Origin of the sequence: Paractinoplanes polyasparticus, assembly GCF_019710575.1 — a bacterium.
GTDB lineage: Bacteria > Actinomycetota > Actinomycetes > Mycobacteriales > Micromonosporaceae > Actinoplanes > Actinoplanes polyasparticus.
Genome location: NZ_JAHWFK010000032.1, coordinates 37,288 through 55,682 on the forward strand (window position 1 = coordinate 37,288; position 18,395 = coordinate 55,682).

Annotated in this window: 21 protein-coding genes; 6 read left to right on the forward strand and 15 right to left on the reverse strand. The window is 71.3% G+C overall.

Annotated features, from left to right (window positions below; all coding sequences use genetic code 11):
- Nucleotides 1-5: 5 nt before the first annotated feature.
- The gene (locus tag KXC43_RS28920; RefSeq protein WP_221379340.1) at nucleotides 6-1,526 is read left to right on the forward strand and encodes a class I SAM-dependent methyltransferase; all 1,521 of its coding nucleotides are present in this window, start codon (nucleotides 6-8) and stop codon (nucleotides 1,524-1,526) included.
- 170 nt (nucleotides 1,527-1,696) lie between these two features.
- Here the strand turns inward: KXC43_RS28920 and KXC43_RS28925 are convergent, their stop codons facing one another.
- Nucleotides 1,697-2,434 (reverse strand): class I SAM-dependent methyltransferase, encoded by a 738-nt coding sequence (locus KXC43_RS28925; protein WP_308129299.1) that lies wholly within the window; start codon nucleotides 2,432-2,434, stop codon nucleotides 1,697-1,699.
- Between the two features lie 83 nt (nucleotides 2,435-2,517).
- Nucleotides 2,518-3,513 carry an NADP-dependent oxidoreductase gene (locus KXC43_RS28930; RefSeq protein ID WP_221379341.1) on the reverse strand — a complete coding sequence of 332 codons (996 nt, stop codon included), beginning with the start codon at nucleotides 3,511-3,513 and terminating at the stop codon, nucleotides 2,518-2,520.
- Between the two features lie 35 nt (nucleotides 3,514-3,548).
- On the opposite strand from KXC43_RS28930, the gene KXC43_RS28935 reads away from it, so the two are divergent.
- Nucleotides 3,549-4,070, forward strand: a complete 522-nt coding sequence (locus tag KXC43_RS28935; RefSeq protein ID WP_221379489.1) for a GNAT family N-acetyltransferase — start codon at nucleotides 3,549-3,551, stop codon at nucleotides 4,068-4,070.
- Here KXC43_RS28935 and KXC43_RS28940 read toward each other — a convergent pair.
- From KXC43_RS28940 to KXC43_RS51380, 3 genes are read right to left on the reverse strand one after another with little or no spacing between them, the layout of a single operon-like run.
- Nucleotides 4,046-4,567: a nucleotidyltransferase domain-containing protein gene (locus KXC43_RS28940; protein WP_255645015.1), complete on the reverse strand. Its 522-nt coding sequence runs from the start codon at nucleotides 4,565-4,567 to the stop codon at nucleotides 4,046-4,048. The two genes, KXC43_RS28935 and KXC43_RS28940, sit on opposite strands and share 25 nt — an antisense overlap.
- Before the next feature lie 8 nt (nucleotides 4,568-4,575).
- Complete coding sequence (locus KXC43_RS28945) at nucleotides 4,576-5,058, reverse strand: GNAT family N-acetyltransferase (RefSeq protein ID WP_221379343.1); 483 nt, start codon at nucleotides 5,056-5,058, stop codon at nucleotides 4,576-4,578.
- A 10-nt stretch (nucleotides 5,059-5,068) separates the two neighbouring features.
- Nucleotides 5,069-5,719: a hypothetical protein gene (locus KXC43_RS51380; RefSeq protein WP_255645016.1), complete on the reverse strand. Its 651-nt coding sequence runs from the start codon at nucleotides 5,717-5,719 to the stop codon at nucleotides 5,069-5,071.
- A gap of 151 nt (nucleotides 5,720-5,870) precedes the next feature.
- Here KXC43_RS51380 and KXC43_RS28955 point away from each other — a divergent pair, with 151 nt between their 5' ends.
- Nucleotides 5,871-6,446, forward strand: coding sequence for a winged helix-turn-helix domain-containing protein (locus KXC43_RS28955; protein WP_221379344.1), 576 nt, complete (start codon nucleotides 5,871-5,873; stop codon nucleotides 6,444-6,446).
- Entirely contained in the window at nucleotides 6,443-7,678 is a 1,236-nt protein-coding gene (locus tag KXC43_RS28960) for an MFS transporter (protein ID WP_221379345.1), read from the forward strand. The genes KXC43_RS28955 and KXC43_RS28960 overlap by 4 nt, the downstream gene beginning before the upstream one ends.
- Here the strand turns inward: KXC43_RS28960 and KXC43_RS28965 are convergent.
- From KXC43_RS28965 to KXC43_RS28975, 3 genes are all read right to left on the reverse strand, one after another.
- On the reverse strand, nucleotides 7,675-8,928 hold the full coding sequence (locus tag KXC43_RS28965; protein ID WP_221379346.1) for an RNA polymerase sigma factor: 1,254 nt from the start codon (nucleotides 8,926-8,928) through the stop codon (nucleotides 7,675-7,677). The two genes, KXC43_RS28960 and KXC43_RS28965, sit on opposite strands and share 4 nt — an antisense overlap.
- Nucleotides 8,925-9,266, reverse strand: coding sequence for a YciI family protein (locus KXC43_RS28970; RefSeq protein WP_221379347.1), 342 nt, complete (start codon nucleotides 9,264-9,266; stop codon nucleotides 8,925-8,927). Before KXC43_RS28970 ends, KXC43_RS28965 begins: the two co-directional genes overlap by 4 nt.
- An 83-nt stretch (nucleotides 9,267-9,349) precedes the next feature.
- Nucleotides 9,350-12,100, reverse strand: a complete 2,751-nt coding sequence (locus tag KXC43_RS28975) for a DEAD/DEAH box helicase (protein WP_221379348.1) — start codon at nucleotides 12,098-12,100, stop codon at nucleotides 9,350-9,352.
- Between the two features lie 64 nt (nucleotides 12,101-12,164).
- On the opposite strand from KXC43_RS28975, the gene KXC43_RS28980 reads away from it, so the two are divergent.
- Nucleotides 12,165-12,905: an HAD family hydrolase gene (locus KXC43_RS28980; RefSeq protein ID WP_308129301.1), complete on the forward strand. Its 741-nt coding sequence runs from the start codon at nucleotides 12,165-12,167 to the stop codon at nucleotides 12,903-12,905.
- Between the two features lie 6 nt (nucleotides 12,906-12,911).
- Here the strand turns inward: KXC43_RS28980 and KXC43_RS28985 are convergent, their stop codons facing one another.
- Complete coding sequence (locus KXC43_RS28985; RefSeq protein ID WP_308129302.1) at nucleotides 12,912-13,403, reverse strand: group II truncated hemoglobin; 492 nt, start codon at nucleotides 13,401-13,403, stop codon at nucleotides 12,912-12,914.
- Between the two features lie 73 nt (nucleotides 13,404-13,476).
- Here KXC43_RS28985 and KXC43_RS28990 point away from each other — a divergent pair, with 73 nt between their 5' ends.
- Nucleotides 13,477-13,809 (forward strand): winged helix-turn-helix transcriptional regulator, encoded by a 333-nt coding sequence (locus KXC43_RS28990; protein ID WP_221379350.1) that lies wholly within the window; start codon nucleotides 13,477-13,479, stop codon nucleotides 13,807-13,809.
- 4 nt (nucleotides 13,810-13,813) lie between these two features.
- On the opposite strand, the gene KXC43_RS28995 is transcribed toward KXC43_RS28990, so the two are convergent.
- From KXC43_RS28995 to KXC43_RS29020, 6 genes are all read right to left on the reverse strand, one after another.
- Entirely contained in the window at nucleotides 13,814-15,457 is a 1,644-nt protein-coding gene (locus KXC43_RS28995; protein ID WP_221379351.1) for an alkaline phosphatase D family protein, read from the reverse strand.
- Between the two features lie 67 nt (nucleotides 15,458-15,524).
- Nucleotides 15,525-15,737 carry a hypothetical protein gene (locus tag KXC43_RS29000; protein WP_221379352.1) on the reverse strand — a complete coding sequence of 71 codons (213 nt, stop codon included), beginning with the start codon at nucleotides 15,735-15,737 and terminating at the stop codon, nucleotides 15,525-15,527.
- A 42-nt stretch (nucleotides 15,738-15,779) separates the two neighbouring features.
- Nucleotides 15,780-16,700, reverse strand: coding sequence for a diacylglycerol/lipid kinase family protein (locus KXC43_RS29005; RefSeq protein ID WP_221379353.1), 921 nt, complete (start codon nucleotides 16,698-16,700; stop codon nucleotides 15,780-15,782).
- Nucleotides 16,701-16,730: 30 nt separating this feature from the next.
- Complete coding sequence (tatC, locus tag KXC43_RS29010) at nucleotides 16,731-17,693, reverse strand: twin-arginine translocase subunit TatC (RefSeq protein WP_221379354.1); 963 nt, start codon at nucleotides 17,691-17,693, stop codon at nucleotides 16,731-16,733.
- A gap of 9 nt (nucleotides 17,694-17,702) precedes the next feature.
- The gene (gene tatA / locus KXC43_RS29015) at nucleotides 17,703-18,026 is read right to left on the reverse strand and encodes a Sec-independent protein translocase subunit TatA (protein WP_221379355.1); all 324 of its coding nucleotides are present in this window, start codon (nucleotides 18,024-18,026) and stop codon (nucleotides 17,703-17,705) included.
- Nucleotides 18,027-18,160: 134 nt separating this feature from the next.
- Nucleotides 18,161-18,391: a hypothetical protein gene (locus tag KXC43_RS29020; RefSeq protein WP_221379492.1), complete on the reverse strand. Its 231-nt coding sequence runs from the start codon at nucleotides 18,389-18,391 to the stop codon at nucleotides 18,161-18,163.
- Nucleotides 18,392-18,395: the final 4 nt, after the last annotated feature.

Genomic DNA, 18,395 nt, shown 5'->3' on the forward strand with positions numbered 1-18,395 from the left:
CAACCGTGACGACGGCTCGCTACGTGCTCTTTCCCGGGCGGCACCACCTGCTGACCCAGTTCCAGGCCGACTATCTGCAGCGGCTCGTGGACGACGGCGCGGGAACCATCGTGTGGGCGGTGACCTCGGCCAACCACGACAACACCAAGCGCAACCCCGTGCCCTACCACCGGCGCGAAGCGGCGATCGAGCGGTTCAGCGTGGTGACCGGCCTGCGGTCGGTCGTCGTGCCGGTGTTCGACACGGCGCCGACCGACCAGTTCGCTCAGGTCACGCTCAAGACCGTCACCGTGGCGACCGGACTCGAGCTCACGCCGGCGGACACCGTTGTCGCCTGTTCGACGCCGCAGGTGGCGGCGTTGTACGAGGAACTCGGTTTTCGCATCGCGCCGGTCGAGGCCGACCCGGCCCTGGACGCGGTGCCGGAACGTCCGTGGGACGTGCTGCTGCGGCTGGCCGCCGGCGACGAGTCGTGGCGCAAGCTCGCGCATTCGAGCACGATCGACGTGTTCGATCGCTATCGCCTGAGCGAAACCGTGCAGTCCGTGGTCAACGATCCGGTCGTCGGCGATGAGGGCGGCCTGACCGCGACGCGCGACTACCGGACGTACGTGGAAGCGTTCGCCGACGCCGCCGCCCGGAAATGGACCGCCGTGCGCCAGTACGTGCAGCCGGGACGCATCGTCGACATCGGCTGCGGCGCCGGGGCCGTGCTCGAACTGGCCGACCGCGACGACGCGCTGCACGAGAGCGACCTGATCGGCGTCGAGGTGGCCCGGCACCTGTACCAGGAATGTGTGCACAAGAAGGCGCAGGGTGTCTTCCGCAACGCCAACGTCTACTTCTACCAGCGCAATGTGCTCGGCGGCGCGGTGTTGCCGGACCGCTCGGTGGACACGACGCTGACGTTCGCGCTCACCCACGAGATCTGGTCGTACGGCAACCGCCGCGACTCCCTGCTGGCCTTCGCCCGCCGCATCCACGACCACACCGCCCCCGGCGGCGTCTGGATCAACAGCGACGTCTGCGGCCCCGGCGACCGCCTCCGCCCGGTCCGGCTCACACTGCGGACCGACGACGGCGTCAACCCGGCCGAGCCCCGTACGGATCTGGCCGCGCTGCCGTCAGCCGAAGTCGCCGCCTACGTGAGCGAACTGTCGACGCGCGCCCGACTCGCTCAGTTCGCGGTCGACTTCGCCTTCCCCTTCGAGTACGAATCCACCGGCGAAGGCGTCGTGCGGATCGCCCTGGGCCAGGCCATGGACTTCCTGACCCGCAAGGACTACACCGACAACTGGCTGTCGGAAACCCAGGAGCAGTTCTGCGGCCTCGACTTCGACGACTGGCGCACGCTGCTCACGGAAGCCGGCTTCGACATCGACCCCGCCTCCCACCCCCTGCGCAACGACTGGGTGATCGACAACCGGATCGCCCCCACCGCGTCCCTGGCCGACGACCAGGGAGCCCCGCTCGACTGGCCGTCCACCCACGCGATCATCGTGGCCCGCCGCCCCCACAACAGCTGACCCACGCCCACAACTGCTCGCGCCGTGGACAGGCCGCGGTCGACAGGCTTGCTGTCAATGGGCCCGCTGGCGACAGGGCCGGTGCAGACAGGCCCGCTGTCGACACACCCGCCGTCAACAGGGCCGGTGGGAGAACCTCGTTGTGGATGGACGTATGACGGGCAGTTCGATCAGCTGGCGGTGGCCGTCACCAGGACGGCGTGCTGGCGTACGTGGAAGGCACCCTCAGCAGCTACCTTCACCGCAACGACCTCGCGGATGCTCGCCATGACCTCAGCGGTCAGGGCGGCCGGGTTCCGGCTGGCGAGGTACCGGAGCACCGGCTCGGCGTCCGGGATCGCCAGCTCGCACGGATACCGCTCGACCACGACATCGCCGAAGTGGCGGCTGACGTACGAGCCGATGTTCTCGGCCGAGACGCCGTTGAGCACCGACCGCTTCTTCGGTAGCAGCGCGTCGATCTCGGCCAGGTGATCGCGGCCGTTAACCGAGACCGCCAGCCGCCCGCCACCGCGCAGCACCCGAGCGAACTCTCGCAGCCCGACCTCCGGGTCATCGAGGTGGTAGAGCATGTGGTTGGCGATGAGACCGTCGAAACTGCCGCGCGCGAACGGTAGCTCCATGGCACTCCCCCGCACTACATGCGCCCCCGCCACCGCCCGCAGCCCCTCGCACATGGCCGGCGAGAAATCGACCAGAGTCAGACCCGTCGGCGCCTGAATCCGGTTCCACAACGCTCCCGTGCCCGCACCCACCTCGACCACCCGGCCCTCACGGGGCAACCGCTCCCCAACCCACGAATACCAGTCCTGCGGATTCGTGCGGTAGTCGTAGATCGCGATCCGAGCGGCCAGGTTGCCGGTGGTCGACGCGTACTGCGAACGAGCATGCGCGGAGGGAGTCGTCACGGTCGCATCGTAGGCCCGGCCCGCTCACCGGCCCGGGCCACAGCTGTAAACGGGCGGGCACGACGAGCCCCCGGCCCGGCGGATCAGCTCAGCCGGACCAGCATCTTGCCCGTGTTCTCGCCCCGGAGCAGGCCGATGAAGGCGGCCGGCGCATTCTCCAGGCCGTCGACGATCGTCTCGCGCGCCTGCAGACGACCCTCGCGCACCCACGGGCCGACCTCGGCCAGGAAGTCGGGCATCCGCCGGTTGTGGTTGCTCACGATGAAGCCGCGCAGGTTGAGCTCCTTGCCGATCGCCAGCGCCAGGTTGCGCGGCGCGGCCGGGGCCGACGTCTCGTTGTACGCGCCGACCGCACCGCACATCGCCACCCGCCCGTACTTGGTGAGCGAACCGATCGCCGCCTCCAGGTGGTCGCCGCCGACGTTGTCGAAGTACACGTCGATGCCGTCCGGCGCGGCCTGGCGCAACTGCTTGCGTACGGGGGAATCGCGGTAGTTGAAGGCGGCGTCGAAGCCGAGGTCGTCCACGAGGTGGCTCACCTTCTCGGCCGAGCCGGCGCTGCCGATCACCCGTTTCGCCCCGCGCAGCTTGGCGATCTGCCCCACCACGCTGCCGACCGCTCCCGCCGCCCCCGACACGAAGACCGTCTCGCCCGGCTTGAACTGGGCGATGTCGAGCAGACCGACGTACGCCGTGAAGCCGGTCAACCCCAGCACGCCGAGGTACGCCGACAGGTCGGCCGCCGCCGGGTCGACCACCCGCACGCGGGCCGCCTCGGTCACCGAGTACTCCCGCCAGCCCAGCCCGTGCACCACGAACGCCCCGACCGGCACGTCCGGTGACTCCGAGGCCACCACTTCGCCGACCGCCCCGCCCTCGAGCGGCGCCCCGAGCTGGAACGGTGGCACGTACGACTTCGCGTCGTTCATGCGCCCGCGCATGTACGGGTCGACCGACATGTAGACGTTGCGGATCAGCACCTGTCCCGGACCGGCCGTGGGCATCGGCACGTCGGCGATCTCGAAGGTGTCGTCCGTGGGCCACCCGTCAGGCCGGGCGGCGAGCCGAATCTCTCTCACAAACGCCTACGGTACGGTGCGACGTGACCAGCACCATGCCGACAGCCAGCCTGTCGATCGACCAGCGGGCCGGCATCCGCCACCTGATGGACCTGGCCTTCCTGGGCAGCTTCGACGACGACGACTTCGATCACGCGTTGGGCGGCCTGCACTTTCTGGTCGAGGAGCAAGGCACGCTCATCGCGCACGCCGCCGTCGTCCAACGCAGTTTTCTGCACGGCGGCCGCGCCTACCGCTGCGGCTACGTCGAGGCGGTCGCCGTCCACCCCGACCGGCGCGGCCAGGGCTTCGCCGCCGCGGTCATGAGCGCCGCCGAGACCGTCATCGACCGGGCGTACGACCTCGGCGCGCTCTCCGCCTCGGCTTCCGGCCGCGGCCTGTACGTAGCCCGCGGCTGGCTGCCCTGGCTCGGCCGCACAGCCGTGCTGGCCCCCGAGGGACTGACGTTCACCGCCGAGGACGACGACAGCACCTTCGTCCGCCCGGTTCCCGGGGGTCCCGCGCTGGACCGCACCGGCACCCTCGCCTGCGACTACCGCAACGGCGACGTCTGGTAGGCCGCGGGCACCGCAATTCCGAACCGCGCACACACCAACGGCACGTCATGCCTGTCCTTCACCCGCGGCGCATAACCGGTGTGCCATCGCACCGACCATTCGGGCGCCTCGCAGCGCACGGTCACCCCGGCGATGATTCCCGAGCCGTCCAGGGCCGCCGCCGGAAACGATTCCCCGGCCACCGCCGAGCCGTAATGAATGGTTCCGTCGGCCCGCGTCTCATAAATGTGCAGATCCATCCGGCGACGCCCGCCGTCGTGCACCACGAAGTTCCACGGCTTGTCCCCCGGCCAGGGGTGAATGCGGTCGACGCCCGCCGAGACCAGCGCCTCCATGGCGTTCTCGAATTGCCCGGCCGGCAGCCAGACATCCAGATCGGCATGGTCCCGGGTCTGCTGTCCCAGGAGGGCGTCCACTCCCCAGCCGCCGCCGACGCACACGTCCACGCCGTGCTTCCCGAACACCTGCACGAGCCGGACGGCCTCGCCTGCGGTCATCTGATACGTCATCGGGTCAGTTCCAGCACCAGCTCGTCGTGGATCTCGATGCCGTGCGCGCCGACGAGCGGGATCGCCGGTTTGAGCGCCCGCGCCCGGTCGACCGCTCCGGAGTGGACGGCGACCAGGCGCAGCCCGCGACGCTGATAGAAGCGAAGCGCGTCCAGGTTGTCGTTCGTGGTGACGAGCCAGAGCCGCTCCGCTCCGGCCGCCCACGCCTTCTCGGCGGCGGCCGCCAGCAGCACGGTGCCGATGCCGGCGTGCGGCACCACGGCGTCGATCGTGACCACCTCGAGGCCGCCGGGGGCGATCGTGTACGTGAGCAGACCGACGGGGCCGCCGTCGCACCAGGCGAGCAGGGCCGGCAGGGTGGCCGCGTCGTAGCGGACCTCGTGCGCGACGACCACTGTGGTGCCCCACGATCCGGTCAGCAGCGAGACGACGGTCTCGCGGTCGGCCGGCCCCGCCTCGCGCACGATGATCTCCCCCATGGACGCGAGCCTAGACGGCGGCCAGGAACGGGCGGAAATGGTTTGCCACCTCGTCGGCGATCGCCTCGGCCGGGCGCGTTCCGTCCACCTCGATCACCGGGACATCCCATTCGCGCGCCCTTTCGACCGCGTCCAGGGCCAGCAGCCGGTCCCGCTCGATCCGGTTGCGGGAGGCCAGCTCCGGGTCGCTCACCTGATGCCCGACGGCCATCGCCCGGGGCAGCCGGGCCGCCTGCTTCAGCCGCCATTCGTCCGTCGGCACCATCACCACCATCCGGGCCGGATCGGTGACCGCCGCGACCAGTTCCGGCCGGCAACCCCAGCCGTCGACCAGAACCGGCCGGGGCGAGACGATGCCCCGCAGATCGTCGAGCACCCACTGGAACCGTTCCGGGAAGTCGGCCAGCACGGTGGCCGCCATCTCGGCCGGCGTCGGCCCGATCCAGACCGATTCCCAGTCCGTCTCGCCGTGGTATTCGCCGCGCCGGGCCCGGGCGGCAACGCGCCTGTCCTCGTGCCCCCGTGCCGCATGAAAATCGTAGTGATAATGCGTCACGCCGAGCCGGTCGACGAGAATTCCCGCGACCGTGGTCTTCCCGGCCCATTGTCCGCCACAGATCCACAACGCATTCCGCACAGTTCCCTCGAGCGTCCATTCCACGGCCCCCAAGGTGCCCGTTTTGCCCGCAAAAAACAAGCCTTGTTCTTTTGGCCGGGAGCTGATTAATTATTCTTAGGGGCAGCGTCCGGTGCAGAGGACCTATGCATAGGACCCTTGCAGGCCGGGAACACCCCCGCCTAGCGTCCCTGGCATGGCAGACGAATCCAGGGCCGAGAAGTCCGAGGTGGTGCTGACCGACGCCGCCATGATGCGGGCGATGGCTCACCCCCTCCGCATGCACATCGTCGGCTCGCTGCGGCTCGACGGCCCGGCCACCTCGGCGATCCTGGCCCGCCGCCTCGGCACCGACTCCGGTCAGACCAGCCACCACCTGCGCCTCCTGGCCCGGCACGGCTTCGTCATCGAGGCGCCCGAACAGGGGCGAGGCACGCACGGCCGCGAACGATGGTGGAAGGCCGCCCACGAGTCGACCCTGTGGGCGGACGACACCGACGCCGAGGACCTTGCCGCCGCGAACCGGGCCTCCCGCGCCGTCTACGACCAGGTGATCGACCAGTTCCACGCGGAAGCCGCGCACCAGCGCTGGAGCACGGAGTGGCTCGACGCCGCCGCGACCTCCGACTACGTCATCCGCACGACCCCGGCCGGCCTCCAGCGCCTCCGCGAGCGGATCGTCGAGGCGATCCGCGAGGCCGACGCCCCCGAGCCGGGCGCCGAGACGGTTGTCGTCGTCCTGCACGCCTATCCCCGGCGCGGCCGGCGATGACCAGCCTGTGGCGCAACCGCGAGTTCAACCTGCTCTGGGGTTCGCAGTCGCTGTCCGATCTGGGCGACGGCATCGCCTCCCTCGCGCTCTCACTGCTCGTGCTGGTGAAAACCGGCTCGCCGGTCAGCGCGGGCCTGGTCGGCACGGCCACACAGGCGGCGCGTCTGCTGCTGCGGCTGCCCGCCGGCGTCCTGGTCGACCGGGTGGACCGCCGCCACGCGCTGATCGCTTGCGACGCCGTACGCCTGCTCGTTTTCGCCGTCCTGACATTCTGTGTCATCACCGACCGCGCCGGGCTCGAGCTGATCCTGGTGGTCGCGGTCGTCGACGCCGGCGCGAGCGCGGTCTTCTCCACAGCCGAGGACGCGTCCTTGCGCAGCATCGTGCCGATCGGGCAACTGCCGGACGCGGTCGCCCGCAACGAGGCGCGCTCGTACGGCACCGCGCTGGCCGGGCCTCCCCTGGGCGGCCTGCTGTTCAGCCTGGGCCACGCCGTGCCGTTCGCCGCCAACTTCCTGTCGTATCTCGTGTCGATCGTGGCGGTCCTGTTCATCCGCAAGCCGTTGCAGGCGCCGCGCGAGGAGGAACCCCAGGGGTACGGCGCCGCCCTGACCGAAGGCCTCCGGTTCGTGCTGACGCATCCGTTCCTGCGTACGCTCATGCTGGTCGCCGCGCCGCTGAACTTCGCCATCACCGGCGTCATCTTCACGGTGATCGTCGCCCTGCAACGCCACGGCACCACCCCGGCCGTCATCGGCCTGACCGAGACCGTCGTCGCCGCCGGAGGCCTGCTCGGCGCGTTCGCCGCGCCCGCCATCCAGCGCCGCCTGCGACTGGTGCCCCTGGTCCGCACGCTGTGCTGGACCGCCGCCGCCCTACTGGCCACCGCCGCGCTGCTTCCGTCGAGCATCGCCGCCGCCGTCCCGCTGGGGCTGACCGTCTTCCTCGGCCCGGCGGCAAACGCCGCCCTCTTCGGCTACCAGGCCGCGATCACCCCCGACCGCCTTCAGGGCCGCGTCATCAGCGTCATCATGGTCGCCGCGACCTCACTGGCCGCCCTGGCTCCGCTGCTCGCGGGCACGATCCTCGCCTGGCGCGGCCCGGCCACCGCGATCCTGTTCTTCGCCGCCGCCGTCGCCGGCTCGGCCCTGATCGCCACCCTCGGCACCGGCCTCCGCTGGACCGAAAGCCCCGTCACCGTCCCGGCCGCCTCAGGGTCGGCAGGACACTAGAAGCCGGCCGCGCGCCGCTCGAGGTATCGGCGCTCGGCCGGGTTCGCCGTCAGTTCCGCGGCTTTCCCGTACGCCGCCACGGCCGCTTCCTTCCGGCCGAGCCGCCGCAACAGGTCGGCTCGGACCGTGTGCCACACGTGGTGGCGTTCCAGCCCCTCGAGACCGTCGACGACGGCCAGCGCCAGGGCCGGCCCGTGCACCTCGGCCACCGCGACCGCCCGGTGCAACGCCACGACCGGCCCGCCCGCGACAGCCGTCAGGTGGTCGTAGATCTGGAGGATCTGCGGCCAGTCCGTCGCGGCCGCGTCGGCCGCGTCGGCGTGCACGGCGTTGATCGTCGCCTGCAACTGGTACGTCCCGGGCCGGCCGCGCCGCAGGCAGTCCCGCAGCAGCGCCTGACCCTCGGTGATGTGCTCGCGGTTCCAGAGCGTACGGTCCTGATCCGCCAGCACCACCAGGTCACCCTCGGCGGTCGTCCGGGCGGGCCGCCGGGCCTCGATCAGCAGCATCAGGGCGAGCAGACCGCGCGCCTCGGGCTCGTCGGGCATCAGCGCCACCAGCAGGCGGGTCAGCCGGATCGCCTCACCCGCGAGGTCGTCCCGGGTCAGCCCCGGCCCCGAGCTCGCCGCGTACCCCTCGTTGAAGATCAGATAGAGCACCGCCAGCACCGCGCCGAGCCGGTCCGGCAGGTCCTCGTCGTGGGGCACGCGGTACGGGATGCGCGCGTCCCGGATCTTGCCCTTGGCCCGCGACAGCCGCTGTCCCATGGTTGCCTCCGGCACCAGGAACGCCCGCGCGATCTCGCCCGTGGTGAGCCCGCCCAGCAGCCGCAACGTCAGCGCCACCCGTGCCGCCGGCGCCAGTGCGGGGTGACAGCAGGTGAAGATGAGCCGCAATTGGTCGTCCGCCATGTCCTCGACCCGCTTTCCCGTCGCCCCACCGCCGGCCAACGCCTCGGACTCGGCCGAAACGGCGACCCCGGCCGCCCATTCCCGCACTGCCGCCGCCTCCCGGCCGCTCCGGGTCGATTCGCGGCGCAGCCGGTCGACCGCCCGGTTCCGGGCCGTCGTGATGATCCAGCCGGCCGGGCTGGGCGGAACGCCGTCCTCGGTCCAGCGGGGCACGGCCACGGCGAACGCCTCCTGCACGGCCTCCTCGGCGAGGTCGATGTCGCCGAAGTGCCGGATGAGGACGGCCACCGCCCGGCCGTACTCCGCCCGGTAGACCTGCTCGATCCCGTTCTCGGTCACGCGATCGGACGGACCTCGATCGCCAGCGGCGCCAGCACCGCTGCCACCCGGGCACCCCAGCTCAGCGCCTCGTCGAGGTCGGCCGCCCGGATGACGGTGAAGCCGCCCAGATGTTCCTTGCCCTCGGTGAACGGGCCGTCGGTGAGCACCGCGTCCCCGTCCCGGTCGCGGACGACGGTCGCCGTCGACGGCGGGTGCAGCCCCACGGCGAACACCCAGGCCCCCGCGGCCTTCATCTCGTCGTTCAGCTTTCCCAGCTCAGCCATGACGGGCTCGAGCACTGCGGGCGGCGGCGGATCCCCGTCGGGCTGGTAGATGCTCAGCAGGTACTGCTTCATCGCTCCTCCTCGTGGCTACTCATTCAGCACCTACACGAATGAGCGCACCCGCTTTCGACAACCCCGCAGCGAGGCGAGGACCGTCAGAGCCCGGCGTGGTAGGCGAGCACCCCCCGGTTGATCGCGGTGATCGCCTTGCGGGCCGTGTCGCGCAGGCTCTCGGAGGCGGCCGACGCCTCGCGCAGCTGACCCAGCAGGTCGAGCACCTGGCGCGCCCAGCGGACGAAGTCGCCCGCGGGCATGTCGGCGTCGTAGTTGTGCCCGCTCGCCAGCACCTTGGCCAGCGGCTCGCCCCGCGCCCAGCGGTACATCGGCCACACGAAACCGGGGTCGGGCTCACGGGTCAGGGTGAGCCCGTGGTCGGACTCGTCGCCGGCGATCTCGCCCCACAGCTTGCCGCAGGCGTCGACGGCCTCGGTGATCGCGCCCTTGGGCACCGAGGCGCGGTCGTCGGTCTCGCGGCGCGACTCGTAGAGGACCATGGACACCGCGGCGGCCAGCTCGTCGGGGGCCAGACCGTCCCACACGCCGTGGCGCAGGCACTCGGCCACCAGCAGGTCGGCCTCGGACCAGATGCGGCCCAGCATGCGGCCCGGCTCGGTGACCTCGCCGGCCTCGGTGAGGTAGCCGCGCTCGGCCAGCACCGCGCAGACCTGGTCGAACGTGCGGGCCAGCGAGCTGGTGCGCCCGGCCACCTTTTCGCGCAGCGCGTCGGTGTCACGCAGCAGCCGGTGCCGCCGCTCGGCCCAGCGGGCGTGGTCTTCCCGCTCGGGGCAGGCGTGGCACGGGTGCTGCCGCATCTGCACCTTGAGCAGCGCGATCTCGGGGTCCTCGCCGGTGCCGCCGCGCGAGCGGCGCCGGCCGTTGCCGTGCCGGTCGTGCCCGGTGGCGCTGATCTGGGCGGCCAGGTCGCGGCGGGCGGCGGGCGAGCGCGGATTGAAATGCTTGGGCACGCGGACGCGCTCGAGCACCTCGGCCTCGCCCGCGAAGTCGGCCGGGCTGACCCGGCCGGCCCACCTGTCCTGCGTGAGCACCAGCGGGCGGGGCTCGCCGAATCCGCCGCTGGGGGCCTCGAGCACCACGGCCAGCCCGGCGCGGCGGCCCTGCGCCACCCGGATGACGTCGCCGACCCGCAGCCGCTCGAGCGACGTCACCACCGCCGCCCGCCGCTGCGCCACCCCCTGCCGGGCGTTGGCGCGTTCCCGGTCGGCGATCGCGATCCGGATCGCGAAGTACTCGTCGAAGTCGCCGTGGTGGCAGGCCTCGTCGTTGGCGTAGGACTCCATGGTCTCGACGTTGCGCTGCACCTGGCGGGCCAGGCCGACCACCGAGCGGTCGGCCTGGAACTGGGCGAACGACGACTCGAGCAGCTCGCGGGCCTGGTCGGCGCCGACGGAGCCGACGAGGTTGACCGCCATGTTGTAGGACGGGCGGAACGAGGACCGCAGCGGGTAGGTGCGGGTGGAGGCCAGGCCGGCGACGAGGCGCGGGTCGACCTCGGGGCTCCAGAGCACCACGGCGTGCCCCTCGACATCGATGCCGCGGCGGCCGGCCCGGCCCGTGAGCTGCGTGTATTCGCCGGGTGTGAGGTCGACGTGGGCCTCGCCGTTGAACTTGACCAGCCGTTCGAGCACCACGCAGCGGGCCGGCATGTTGATGCCCAGGGCCAGCGTCTCGGTGGCGAAGACCGCCTTGACCAGGCCCTGGACGAAGCATTCCTCGACCGCCTCCTTGAAGGCGGGCAGCATGCCGGCGTGGTGGGCCGCGATGCCCCGCTCGAGACCGTCGAGCCATTCCCAGTAGCCCAGGACCGACAGGTCTTCGCGCGGGATGGAAGCCACCTTGGCCTCGGCGATGGTGCGGATCGCGGCCCGTTCCTCGGCGCTGGTGAGCCGCAGCCCGGCGCTGAGGCACTGCTGCACGGCGGCGTCGCACCCGGCCCGGCTGAAGATGAACAGGATGGCCGGCAGCAGGTTGGCGCGTTCGAGCCGGTCGACGACCTCGGCCCGGGGCGGGGGCTGCCAGCGCTTCGACCGGCCGCCGCGACCCGGCCCGTACGACCGGTCGGTCATCTCGAGCCGGCGCTGCATCTCGCGCGTGTAGCGCAGCAACTCGGGGTGCACGTCGTGCTTCCGGGCCGCGTCGGCGTCGTGGAACAGGTCGAACATGCGGCGGCCGACCAGCATGTGCTGCCAGAGCGGGACGGGACGGTGCTCACTGACGACGACCTCGGTCTCGCCCCGCACGGTGACCAGCCAGTCGGCGAACTCCTCGTAGTTGCTGACCGTGGCCGACAGCGACACCAGGGTCACCGAGGACGGGAGGTGGATGATCACCTCTTCCCAGACCGCGCCGCGGAACCGGTCGGCCAGGTAGTGCACCTCGTCCATCACGACGTAGGCCAGGTTCTTGAGCGCGGGCGAGCCCGCGTAGAGCATGTTGCGCAGCACCTCGGTGGTCATCACGATCACGGGCGCGTCGCCGTTGATGGCGTTGTCGCCGGTCAGCAGGCCGACCTGGTCGGGCCCGTAGCGCTCGACCAGGTCGTGGTACTTCTGGTTGGAGAGCGCCTTGATCGGCGTCGTGTAGAAGCACTTGCGCTCGCCGGCGCGCAGAGCGAGGTGGACCGCGAACTCGCCGACCACCGTCTTGCCGGCGCCGGTGGGGGCGCACACGAGCACGCCGCTGCCCCGTTCGAGCGATTCACAGGCGGAACGCTGGAAATCGTCGAGGTCGAAGCCGACGTCGAGCATGAAATCCGCGAGCGCCGGAAACTCGGCCACCCGGGCCGCCCGCCGCTTGGACGCTGCATATCTTTCGGCGGGACTCGTCATGACCACAAGCGTAGGTCGTGGGTGTGACAACAGAGGGCACGGGCACGGTCGGTATGGTGCATCCGTGCCGGATGTTGCATCGACCGATCACCCTCCCCATCGGCCGCACCGTCAGGTCGACGCCGTGCTGTTCGATTTCCACGGCACGTTGGCCCAGGTGGAAGACCCGGTGACCTGGGTTCTGGCGGCCGCCGCGACGTGCGGGCGCGAGCTCGACCGGGGCAAGGCCACGGTGCTGGCCGACCGTCTGGTCACCGCCGGGCGGGCCGGTGGCCCGCTGCCCCACCGGGTGCCGCCCGGTCTGGCCGAGCACTGGGCCGACCGCGACCTGTACGCCCAGAGCCACCGCGCCGCCTACACCGGGCTGGCCGCGACGGTCTCGACCGACGTCGAGGGCCTGGCCGACGCCCTGTACGACCGGCTGCTCGCCCCGGACGGCTGGCTGCCCTACCCGGACACGGAGCCCACCCTGCGTACGTTGCACGACGCCGGCATCAAGGTGGCGGTGGTCAGCAACATCGGCTTCGACATCCGCCCGCTGTTCGACGCCTGGGGCATGACGGCGCTGATCGACGCGTACGCCCTGAGCTACGAGCTCGGCCGCACCAAGCCCGACCCGGCCATCTTCCTGCGCGCCTGCGGCATGCTGGGCGCCGACCCCGAGCGCACGCTCATGGTCGGCGACACCCCGGCCGACGCCGGCGCGGTCCGTGCCGGCTGCGCCGCGCTGGTGCTCCCGGCTGCTGAGCCCGGCCGCCCCAACGGTTTGGGCGCCACCCTGGCCCTGACCGGCTGTTCAGCCTAGGGCGGATCAGATGCGCCCTAGATACGGCGGGGCCACGCCCCAGCCCCAGTGCGGCACCGGCGCGTCGCGCACCGGGTCGGCGCCGGGTTGCGAGTTCTCCCGGGCGAGCCGGGTGCCCCATTCCAGGTAGCCCGCGAACGCGGCCCGGAACTCCGGGTCGTCCGGCAGGCTCACCTCGTCGGCGGCGTCCATCATCAGATTGACCCAGCGCCGCCGCTGGGGCTCGGTGATCCCCTTGCCGAGGTGATGCCGCAGCATGGCCCCGTAGCCGCCGCGCCCGGCGGTGTAGGCGGCGGGCCCGCCGAACACTTCGCCCAGCCAGAGGGCCACGTAGCGCGGATGGTCCGGATGCATTCCGGCGAACAGCGCCGACAGCAGATCGTCGACGACAACCCGCCGGTAGAACGCTTCGCACAGGGCTTGCAGCGCCTTCTGGCCGCCGGCCCACTCGTAGAGGGTCGGCGGCGCCGCGCCTTTGCTGGTGTACTCGTCAGCCACGGGGAAAGCCCACCATCGGCGGCCGCCCCCGATCAAGTACGCACTTTCCGGTGCGTGACCCGCGGAGACGACGATGACGAAGCGTTACCACTGCCCGGTCGAGCTCACCGTCGACGTGGTCGGGGGCAAGTGGCGGGTGGTGATCCTGGCCCGCCTCAAGGAGGGCGTGCACCGCTACGGCGAGCTGCGCCGGCGGATGCCGGGGATCAGCGACAAGATGCTCACCCAGCGGCTGCGCGAGCTCGAGGCCGACGGGCTGGTGGCCCGCGACGACCTCGAGACCGTGCCACCGCATGTGGAATACCGGCTGACCGACGAGGGCCGGAGCCTGACGCCGGTGCTGCAGGCGCTCTACGACTGGGGGCTGGAGCGCGCCGCCCGCACCGGCGTCCCGGTCGGCTCGTGAGCCGTCAGGGGCGTTCGGTTTCCTGCCGTACGGTCTCCGCGCCCAGGTCAGAGGCCGTGCGCAGCGCCGACGGGGTGGGGTTGTCGGCCGTCTGCTGCAGGCCGGCCACCCGGTCCTCGATGACGAACGTGGCCCGGGTGTGCACCGGCGCGCCGGGCGTGGTCACGAACGGCACCACGCGGAAGTCGGCGGTCAGGCTGCCCGGGGTGATCCGCGTACGGACGTACCCCCGCTGGTTGTTGTAGAAGCGCAGGTGCGGGTTCCAGGCCGCCCACGGGTGCTGCCCGGAGGCGACGTCGGTCCCGTTGCCGGTCGAGGTGATCGAGGAGCAGACCAGCTCGGTCCCCACCGTCCGCGACGTCGGGTCGGCGTAGTCCAGCTTGAGCTCGTCGGCCCAGTGCGCGTGCACGTCCCCGGTCAGCACGACCGGGTTGCGCACGCCGGCGTCGACCCAGCCCCGGGTGATCCGGTCCCGCGAGGCGGCGTAGCCGTCCCACGAGTCCATGCTGGTCACGACCTGTGGTCCCGAGTTGTTGTCGCGCTGACCGAAGAACACCTGCTGGCCCAGCACGTCCCAGCGGGCCGACGAGCGGCGGAACCCGTCGAGCAGCCACTTCTCCTGCTGCTCGCCGGTGATCGAACGGGCCGGGTCGGAGGCGGCCGGGCAGTCCTTGTAGCCGTCGCCGCAACCCTGGTCGTCGCGGTACTGGCGGGTGTCGAGCATGTGGAAGGTGGCCAGCCGGCCCCAGCGCAGCCGCCGGTAGAGCTGCATGTCGAGGCCGCGTGGGATGGAGGTGCGACGCAGCGGCATGTTCTCGTAGTAGGCCTGGAACGCGGCCGCGCGCCGGGCCGGGAAGTTCGGGTCGGGCGCCTCGGGCACCTCGTCGGCCCAGTTGTTCTCGATCTCGTGATCGTCGAACACCACGGCCCAGGGCGCGACGGCGTGCGCGGCCTGCAGATCGGCATCCGTCTTGTACTGCGCGTGCCGCTGACGGTAGTTGGCCAGCGTGACGGTCTCGGGCCCGGCGTGGTCGCGCGGGTTGCCGCCGGGGATGGTGTAGACGCCGGCCTGGTACTCGTACTGGTAGTCGCCCAGGTGCAGGATCAGGTCCGGTTCGTCGGCGGCCAGGTGGCGGTAGGCGGTGAAGTAGCCGTGCTCGTACTGCGAGCAGGAGGCGAACGACATGGCCAGCGTGCCGCCCGTCGCCCACAGCGGCGGGGCGGTTCGCGTCCGGCCCACGGGCGAGACGTAGCGCTCGGCGCGGAAACGGTAGAAGTACTCCCGTCCGGGCAGCAGGTGGTGCAGTTCGACGTGCACGGCGTGCGCCGACTCCGGCCGGGCCGCGGTCACGCCGCGCCGGACGATCGTGCGGAAACGCTCGTCGGCGGCGAGTTCCCAGGTCACCGGCACGACCCGTGACGGCATGCCGCCGAGGCCGTCGTCGGCCAGCGGGGTGGGGGCGAGGCGGGTCCAGAGCACGAACCCGTCCGGTTCCGGATCGCCCGACGCGACGCCGAGCGTGAACGGGTCGGCCTGCAGCGGGCCCCGGTACGGTGCCGCCGAGGCTGCCAGGGGCCAGGTGGTCACGGCGCCCGCGACACCGGCGGCGGCCGAGCTCAGCAGAAGCGATCTTCTTGAGAGTGCCATGCCCGCAGCCTCGCGGGCATAGATGGAATTAGATTGCTGCCGACCTTACGAGCCGGGAAAGAGCCAATTAGGCGTACGAGTCGAGGTTGACGCCCTGCCGCTGGCCGGGAACCTGCTGGGGGACCTCATTGACGGGGGCGGCCGGCTCCGGCGCCTGAGCCAGGGCGGGCGTCACCTCGGGGGTGCGCTGCTCGGTGGCGGCCTCGGCCATGCTCCGCAGGTTCGAGCGGGCGGTGTCGTAGGCGGAGGTGACCAGCGAGCCGAGCGAGTTGATCTGCATGCCCCTCCCGATCGGCCGGTTCCTGAGGATCTGATGAAGAACTCAGCGGAGCAACCGAACCGCACCCGGCGCACACGTCAGGTCGAGGTCGAGGGGGCCGAGGCGCTCCCCGTCGGCGTAGGCGACGATCCCGTCCGAGCGCAATCGCACGTGCCGGGCCCGGAAGACGGTAACCCGCCGGTCGGTGACGTGCGTGCCCCGCCGCAGCCGGGGCTTGAGCCGGGCCAGGCCCGCCCGCCCGAACGGCGTCGCGACCACCACGTCGAGCAGCCCGTCGGTGGGGTCGGCGTCGGGCAGGATCCGCATGCCGCCGCCGTAGCTGGCGCAGTTGCCCACCGCCACCAGCATGCCCTCGAAGCTGTGGTCCTCGCCGTCGAGTTCGAGCGCGTACTTGCGCGGCTTGAGCCGGGCCAGCTCGAGCAGGATCGCCAGGTCGTAGCGCCGGGGCCCGCGCGGCCAGCGCATCCGGTTGGCCCGCTCGTTCACGAGCGCGTCGAAGCCACCGGCGAGCACCGCCCCGAACCATCGCGGCCGGGGCCCGTCCGGTGACTCATCCGGTGCGCGGGACACGACCCGGGCCAGGTCGATCGGCACGTGGCGCCCCTCGGCGAGCGCCGCGGCGACGACGTCGGCGGCCCGCAGCGGGTCGGACGGCATGCCGATGCCGGCCGCGAAGTCGTTGCCGGTGCCCGCCGGGACGACGCCGAACCCCACCGGCCGCTCGGCCACCCCCTGCAACGCGCGGTGGATCGTGCCGTCGCCGCCGACGGCCACGACGGCCGTGACACCCCCGTCGACGGCGGCCCGGCACGCCTGCTCCGCCTCGGCGCCGCTGTGGGCGGTCAGCAACCGGACCGTACGCCCGGAATCGCCCAGCCGGCGCAGGACCCCGGACAGCAGATCGCGGTGCCGGCCGCGCCCCGCTGTGGGGTTGGCCAGCACCGCGATCTCATAGCTCGTCACAGCCGGGCAGCATACTGCCCGGACCGTGACCTAGGTCATGTCGTCGAAGCGTCCCTCGAGCGAACGGGGCCGCGCGACGGGCGCGGGCGCCTCGATCGGGCTCGGCGCCTCGATCGGGTCGGACGCGCCGATCGGCACCCGGTCGTCCTCGAGCGGCGATATCTGGTCGTCGTCGAGCTCGGCGTAGATCTCTTTGCCGCGGCCCTTGCGCTTGTCGTTGAGCGCGGCCACACCGGTCGCGATCAGATAGAGCACGACCATGCAGAGCGCCAGCAGAATCATGCCGAACGGGCCGGGGTCGGGGGTGGCGATCGCGGCGAACGCGAACGACAGGAAGACCACGATCCGCCACCAGCTCAGCAGCTTCTTCGCCGACACGACGCCGGTGAAGTTGAGCATGAGCAGGATCAGCGGGAACTCGAAGGCCGCGCCGAAGATCAGGATCATGTTGGTCACGAACCCGATGTAGCCCGAGACCTCGAGTTTCGTGGCTTCGCCGAGGACGCCGGACTCCATGATGAACGCCAGGCTGTGGCCGACCACGAAGTAGGCCAGGATGCCGCCGCCGGCGAAGAGCGGAGCGGCGATGGCCACGAAGACGTACGCCCACTTGCGCTCGTGCCGGTGCAGGCCCGGCGCGACGAACGCCCACAACTGGTAGAGCCACACGGGTGAGCCGACGATCAGACCGACCCAGAGCGCGATCTTGAGGCGCAGGATCAGGGTGTCGGTGACGTTCAGGACGACCCAGTCGCAGTACTGCGTGCCGTCGGCGCGGGTGGCCATCGACGACGGCAGGTCGCAGTACGGCGCCTCGAGCAGGTGGAACACCCACTGCGACACGATGAAGCCGACGATCAACCCGGCGATCAGGCCGAGCGACGCTACGAACAGCCGATTACGGAGTTCGCGGACATGGTCGATCAGCGTCATGGAGCCGTCGGAAGCCTGCTGGAACTTGCTGGGCCCCTGACGGCCAAGGGCTAGCTTCATGCCCGCGGATCAGCGGTCGTTGGTGCGCTGCTGCACCGGGTCCACGTACGGCTGGGCCGGCGGCGGCGGAGCCTGCTGGTAACCCTGCGGCGGCGGCGCCTGCTGGTAGCCCTGCGGCGGATAGACGTCGCCCTGCAGCGGCTGACGCGCGACCTGCGGCTCGGCCTTCTCAGCGACGTTGTTGTCGTCGTCGACCAGGCCCTTGGTCTCGGCCTTGATGATCCGCAGCGACCGGCCCAGCGACCGCGCCGCGTCCGGCAGCCGCTTCGCGCCGAAAAGCAGCACGAGGACGACCACAAAAACGATGATGTGCCATGGCTTGAGGGCGCCCATGGGTTAACTCCAGTCGGTCGGATCAGGTGTGCGGGGTCCATCGTACGTGTCAAATCTGGTGATGCGGACCACGGACCCTCGTCGGTTTGCCACCATCGCCCAAATCCTTGGACAACGGGGAAGGAACGCCGCAGTCAGCCCCTCTTGAGGATCGCGTGCTCCTGGATCAGTTCGGCGCGCTGCTGCACCGCGAGAACGGTCTGCTGGAGCTCGAGCGCGGCCTCCTGCAGTTTCGCGGCCTCGGCCTGCCGTCTCTGCAGCCGTACGGCCGCGCGGCGCAGCCCGTCGAGCCGGCCGAGCAGCCGCACACCGGCCGCCCCCATGATGATCACGGCGACCACGACCACGGCGATCCAGATCCACATCAGC

What these genes read in the sequence shown, in the direction of transcription:
- KXC43_RS28990 (WP_221379350.1), top strand. Translation starts at nt 13,477, where the DNA reads ATGACGAAGCGTTACCACTGCCCGGTCGAGCTCACCGTCGACGTGGTC.
- tatC (WP_221379354.1), bottom strand. Translation starts at nt 17,693, where the DNA reads ATGAAGCTAGCCCTTGGCCGTCAGGGGCCCAGCAAGTTCCAGCAGGCT.
- KXC43_RS28945 (WP_221379343.1), bottom strand. Translation starts at nt 5,058, where the DNA reads ATGGGGGAGATCATCGTGCGCGAGGCGGGGCCGGCCGACCGCGAGACC.
- KXC43_RS28940 (WP_255645015.1), bottom strand. Translation starts at nt 4,567, where the DNA reads ATGACCGCAGGCGAGGCCGTCCGGCTCGTGCAGGTGTTCGGGAAGCAC.
- KXC43_RS28955 (WP_221379344.1), top strand. Translation starts at nt 5,871, where the DNA reads ATGGCAGACGAATCCAGGGCCGAGAAGTCCGAGGTGGTGCTGACCGAC.
- KXC43_RS28975 (WP_221379348.1), bottom strand. Translation starts at nt 12,100, where the DNA reads ATGACGAGTCCCGCCGAAAGATATGCAGCGTCCAAGCGGCGGGCGGCC.
- KXC43_RS28960 (WP_221379345.1), top strand. Translation starts at nt 6,443, where the DNA reads ATGACCAGCCTGTGGCGCAACCGCGAGTTCAACCTGCTCTGGGGTTCG.
- KXC43_RS28970 (WP_221379347.1), bottom strand. Translation starts at nt 9,266, where the DNA reads ATGAAGCAGTACCTGCTGAGCATCTACCAGCCCGACGGGGATCCGCCG.
- KXC43_RS28995 (WP_221379351.1), bottom strand. Translation starts at nt 15,457, where the DNA reads ATGGCACTCTCAAGAAGATCGCTTCTGCTGAGCTCGGCCGCCGCCGGT.
- KXC43_RS28935 (WP_221379489.1), top strand. Translation starts at nt 3,549, where the DNA reads ATGCCGACAGCCAGCCTGTCGATCGACCAGCGGGCCGGCATCCGCCAC.
- KXC43_RS29000 (WP_221379352.1), bottom strand. Translation starts at nt 15,737, where the DNA reads ATGCAGATCAACTCGCTCGGCTCGCTGGTCACCTCCGCCTACGACACC.
- KXC43_RS29020 (WP_221379492.1), bottom strand. Translation starts at nt 18,391, where the DNA reads ATGTGGATCTGGATCGCCGTGGTCGTGGTCGCCGTGATCATCATGGGG.
- tatA (WP_221379355.1), bottom strand. Translation starts at nt 18,026, where the DNA reads ATGGGCGCCCTCAAGCCATGGCACATCATCGTTTTTGTGGTCGTCCTC.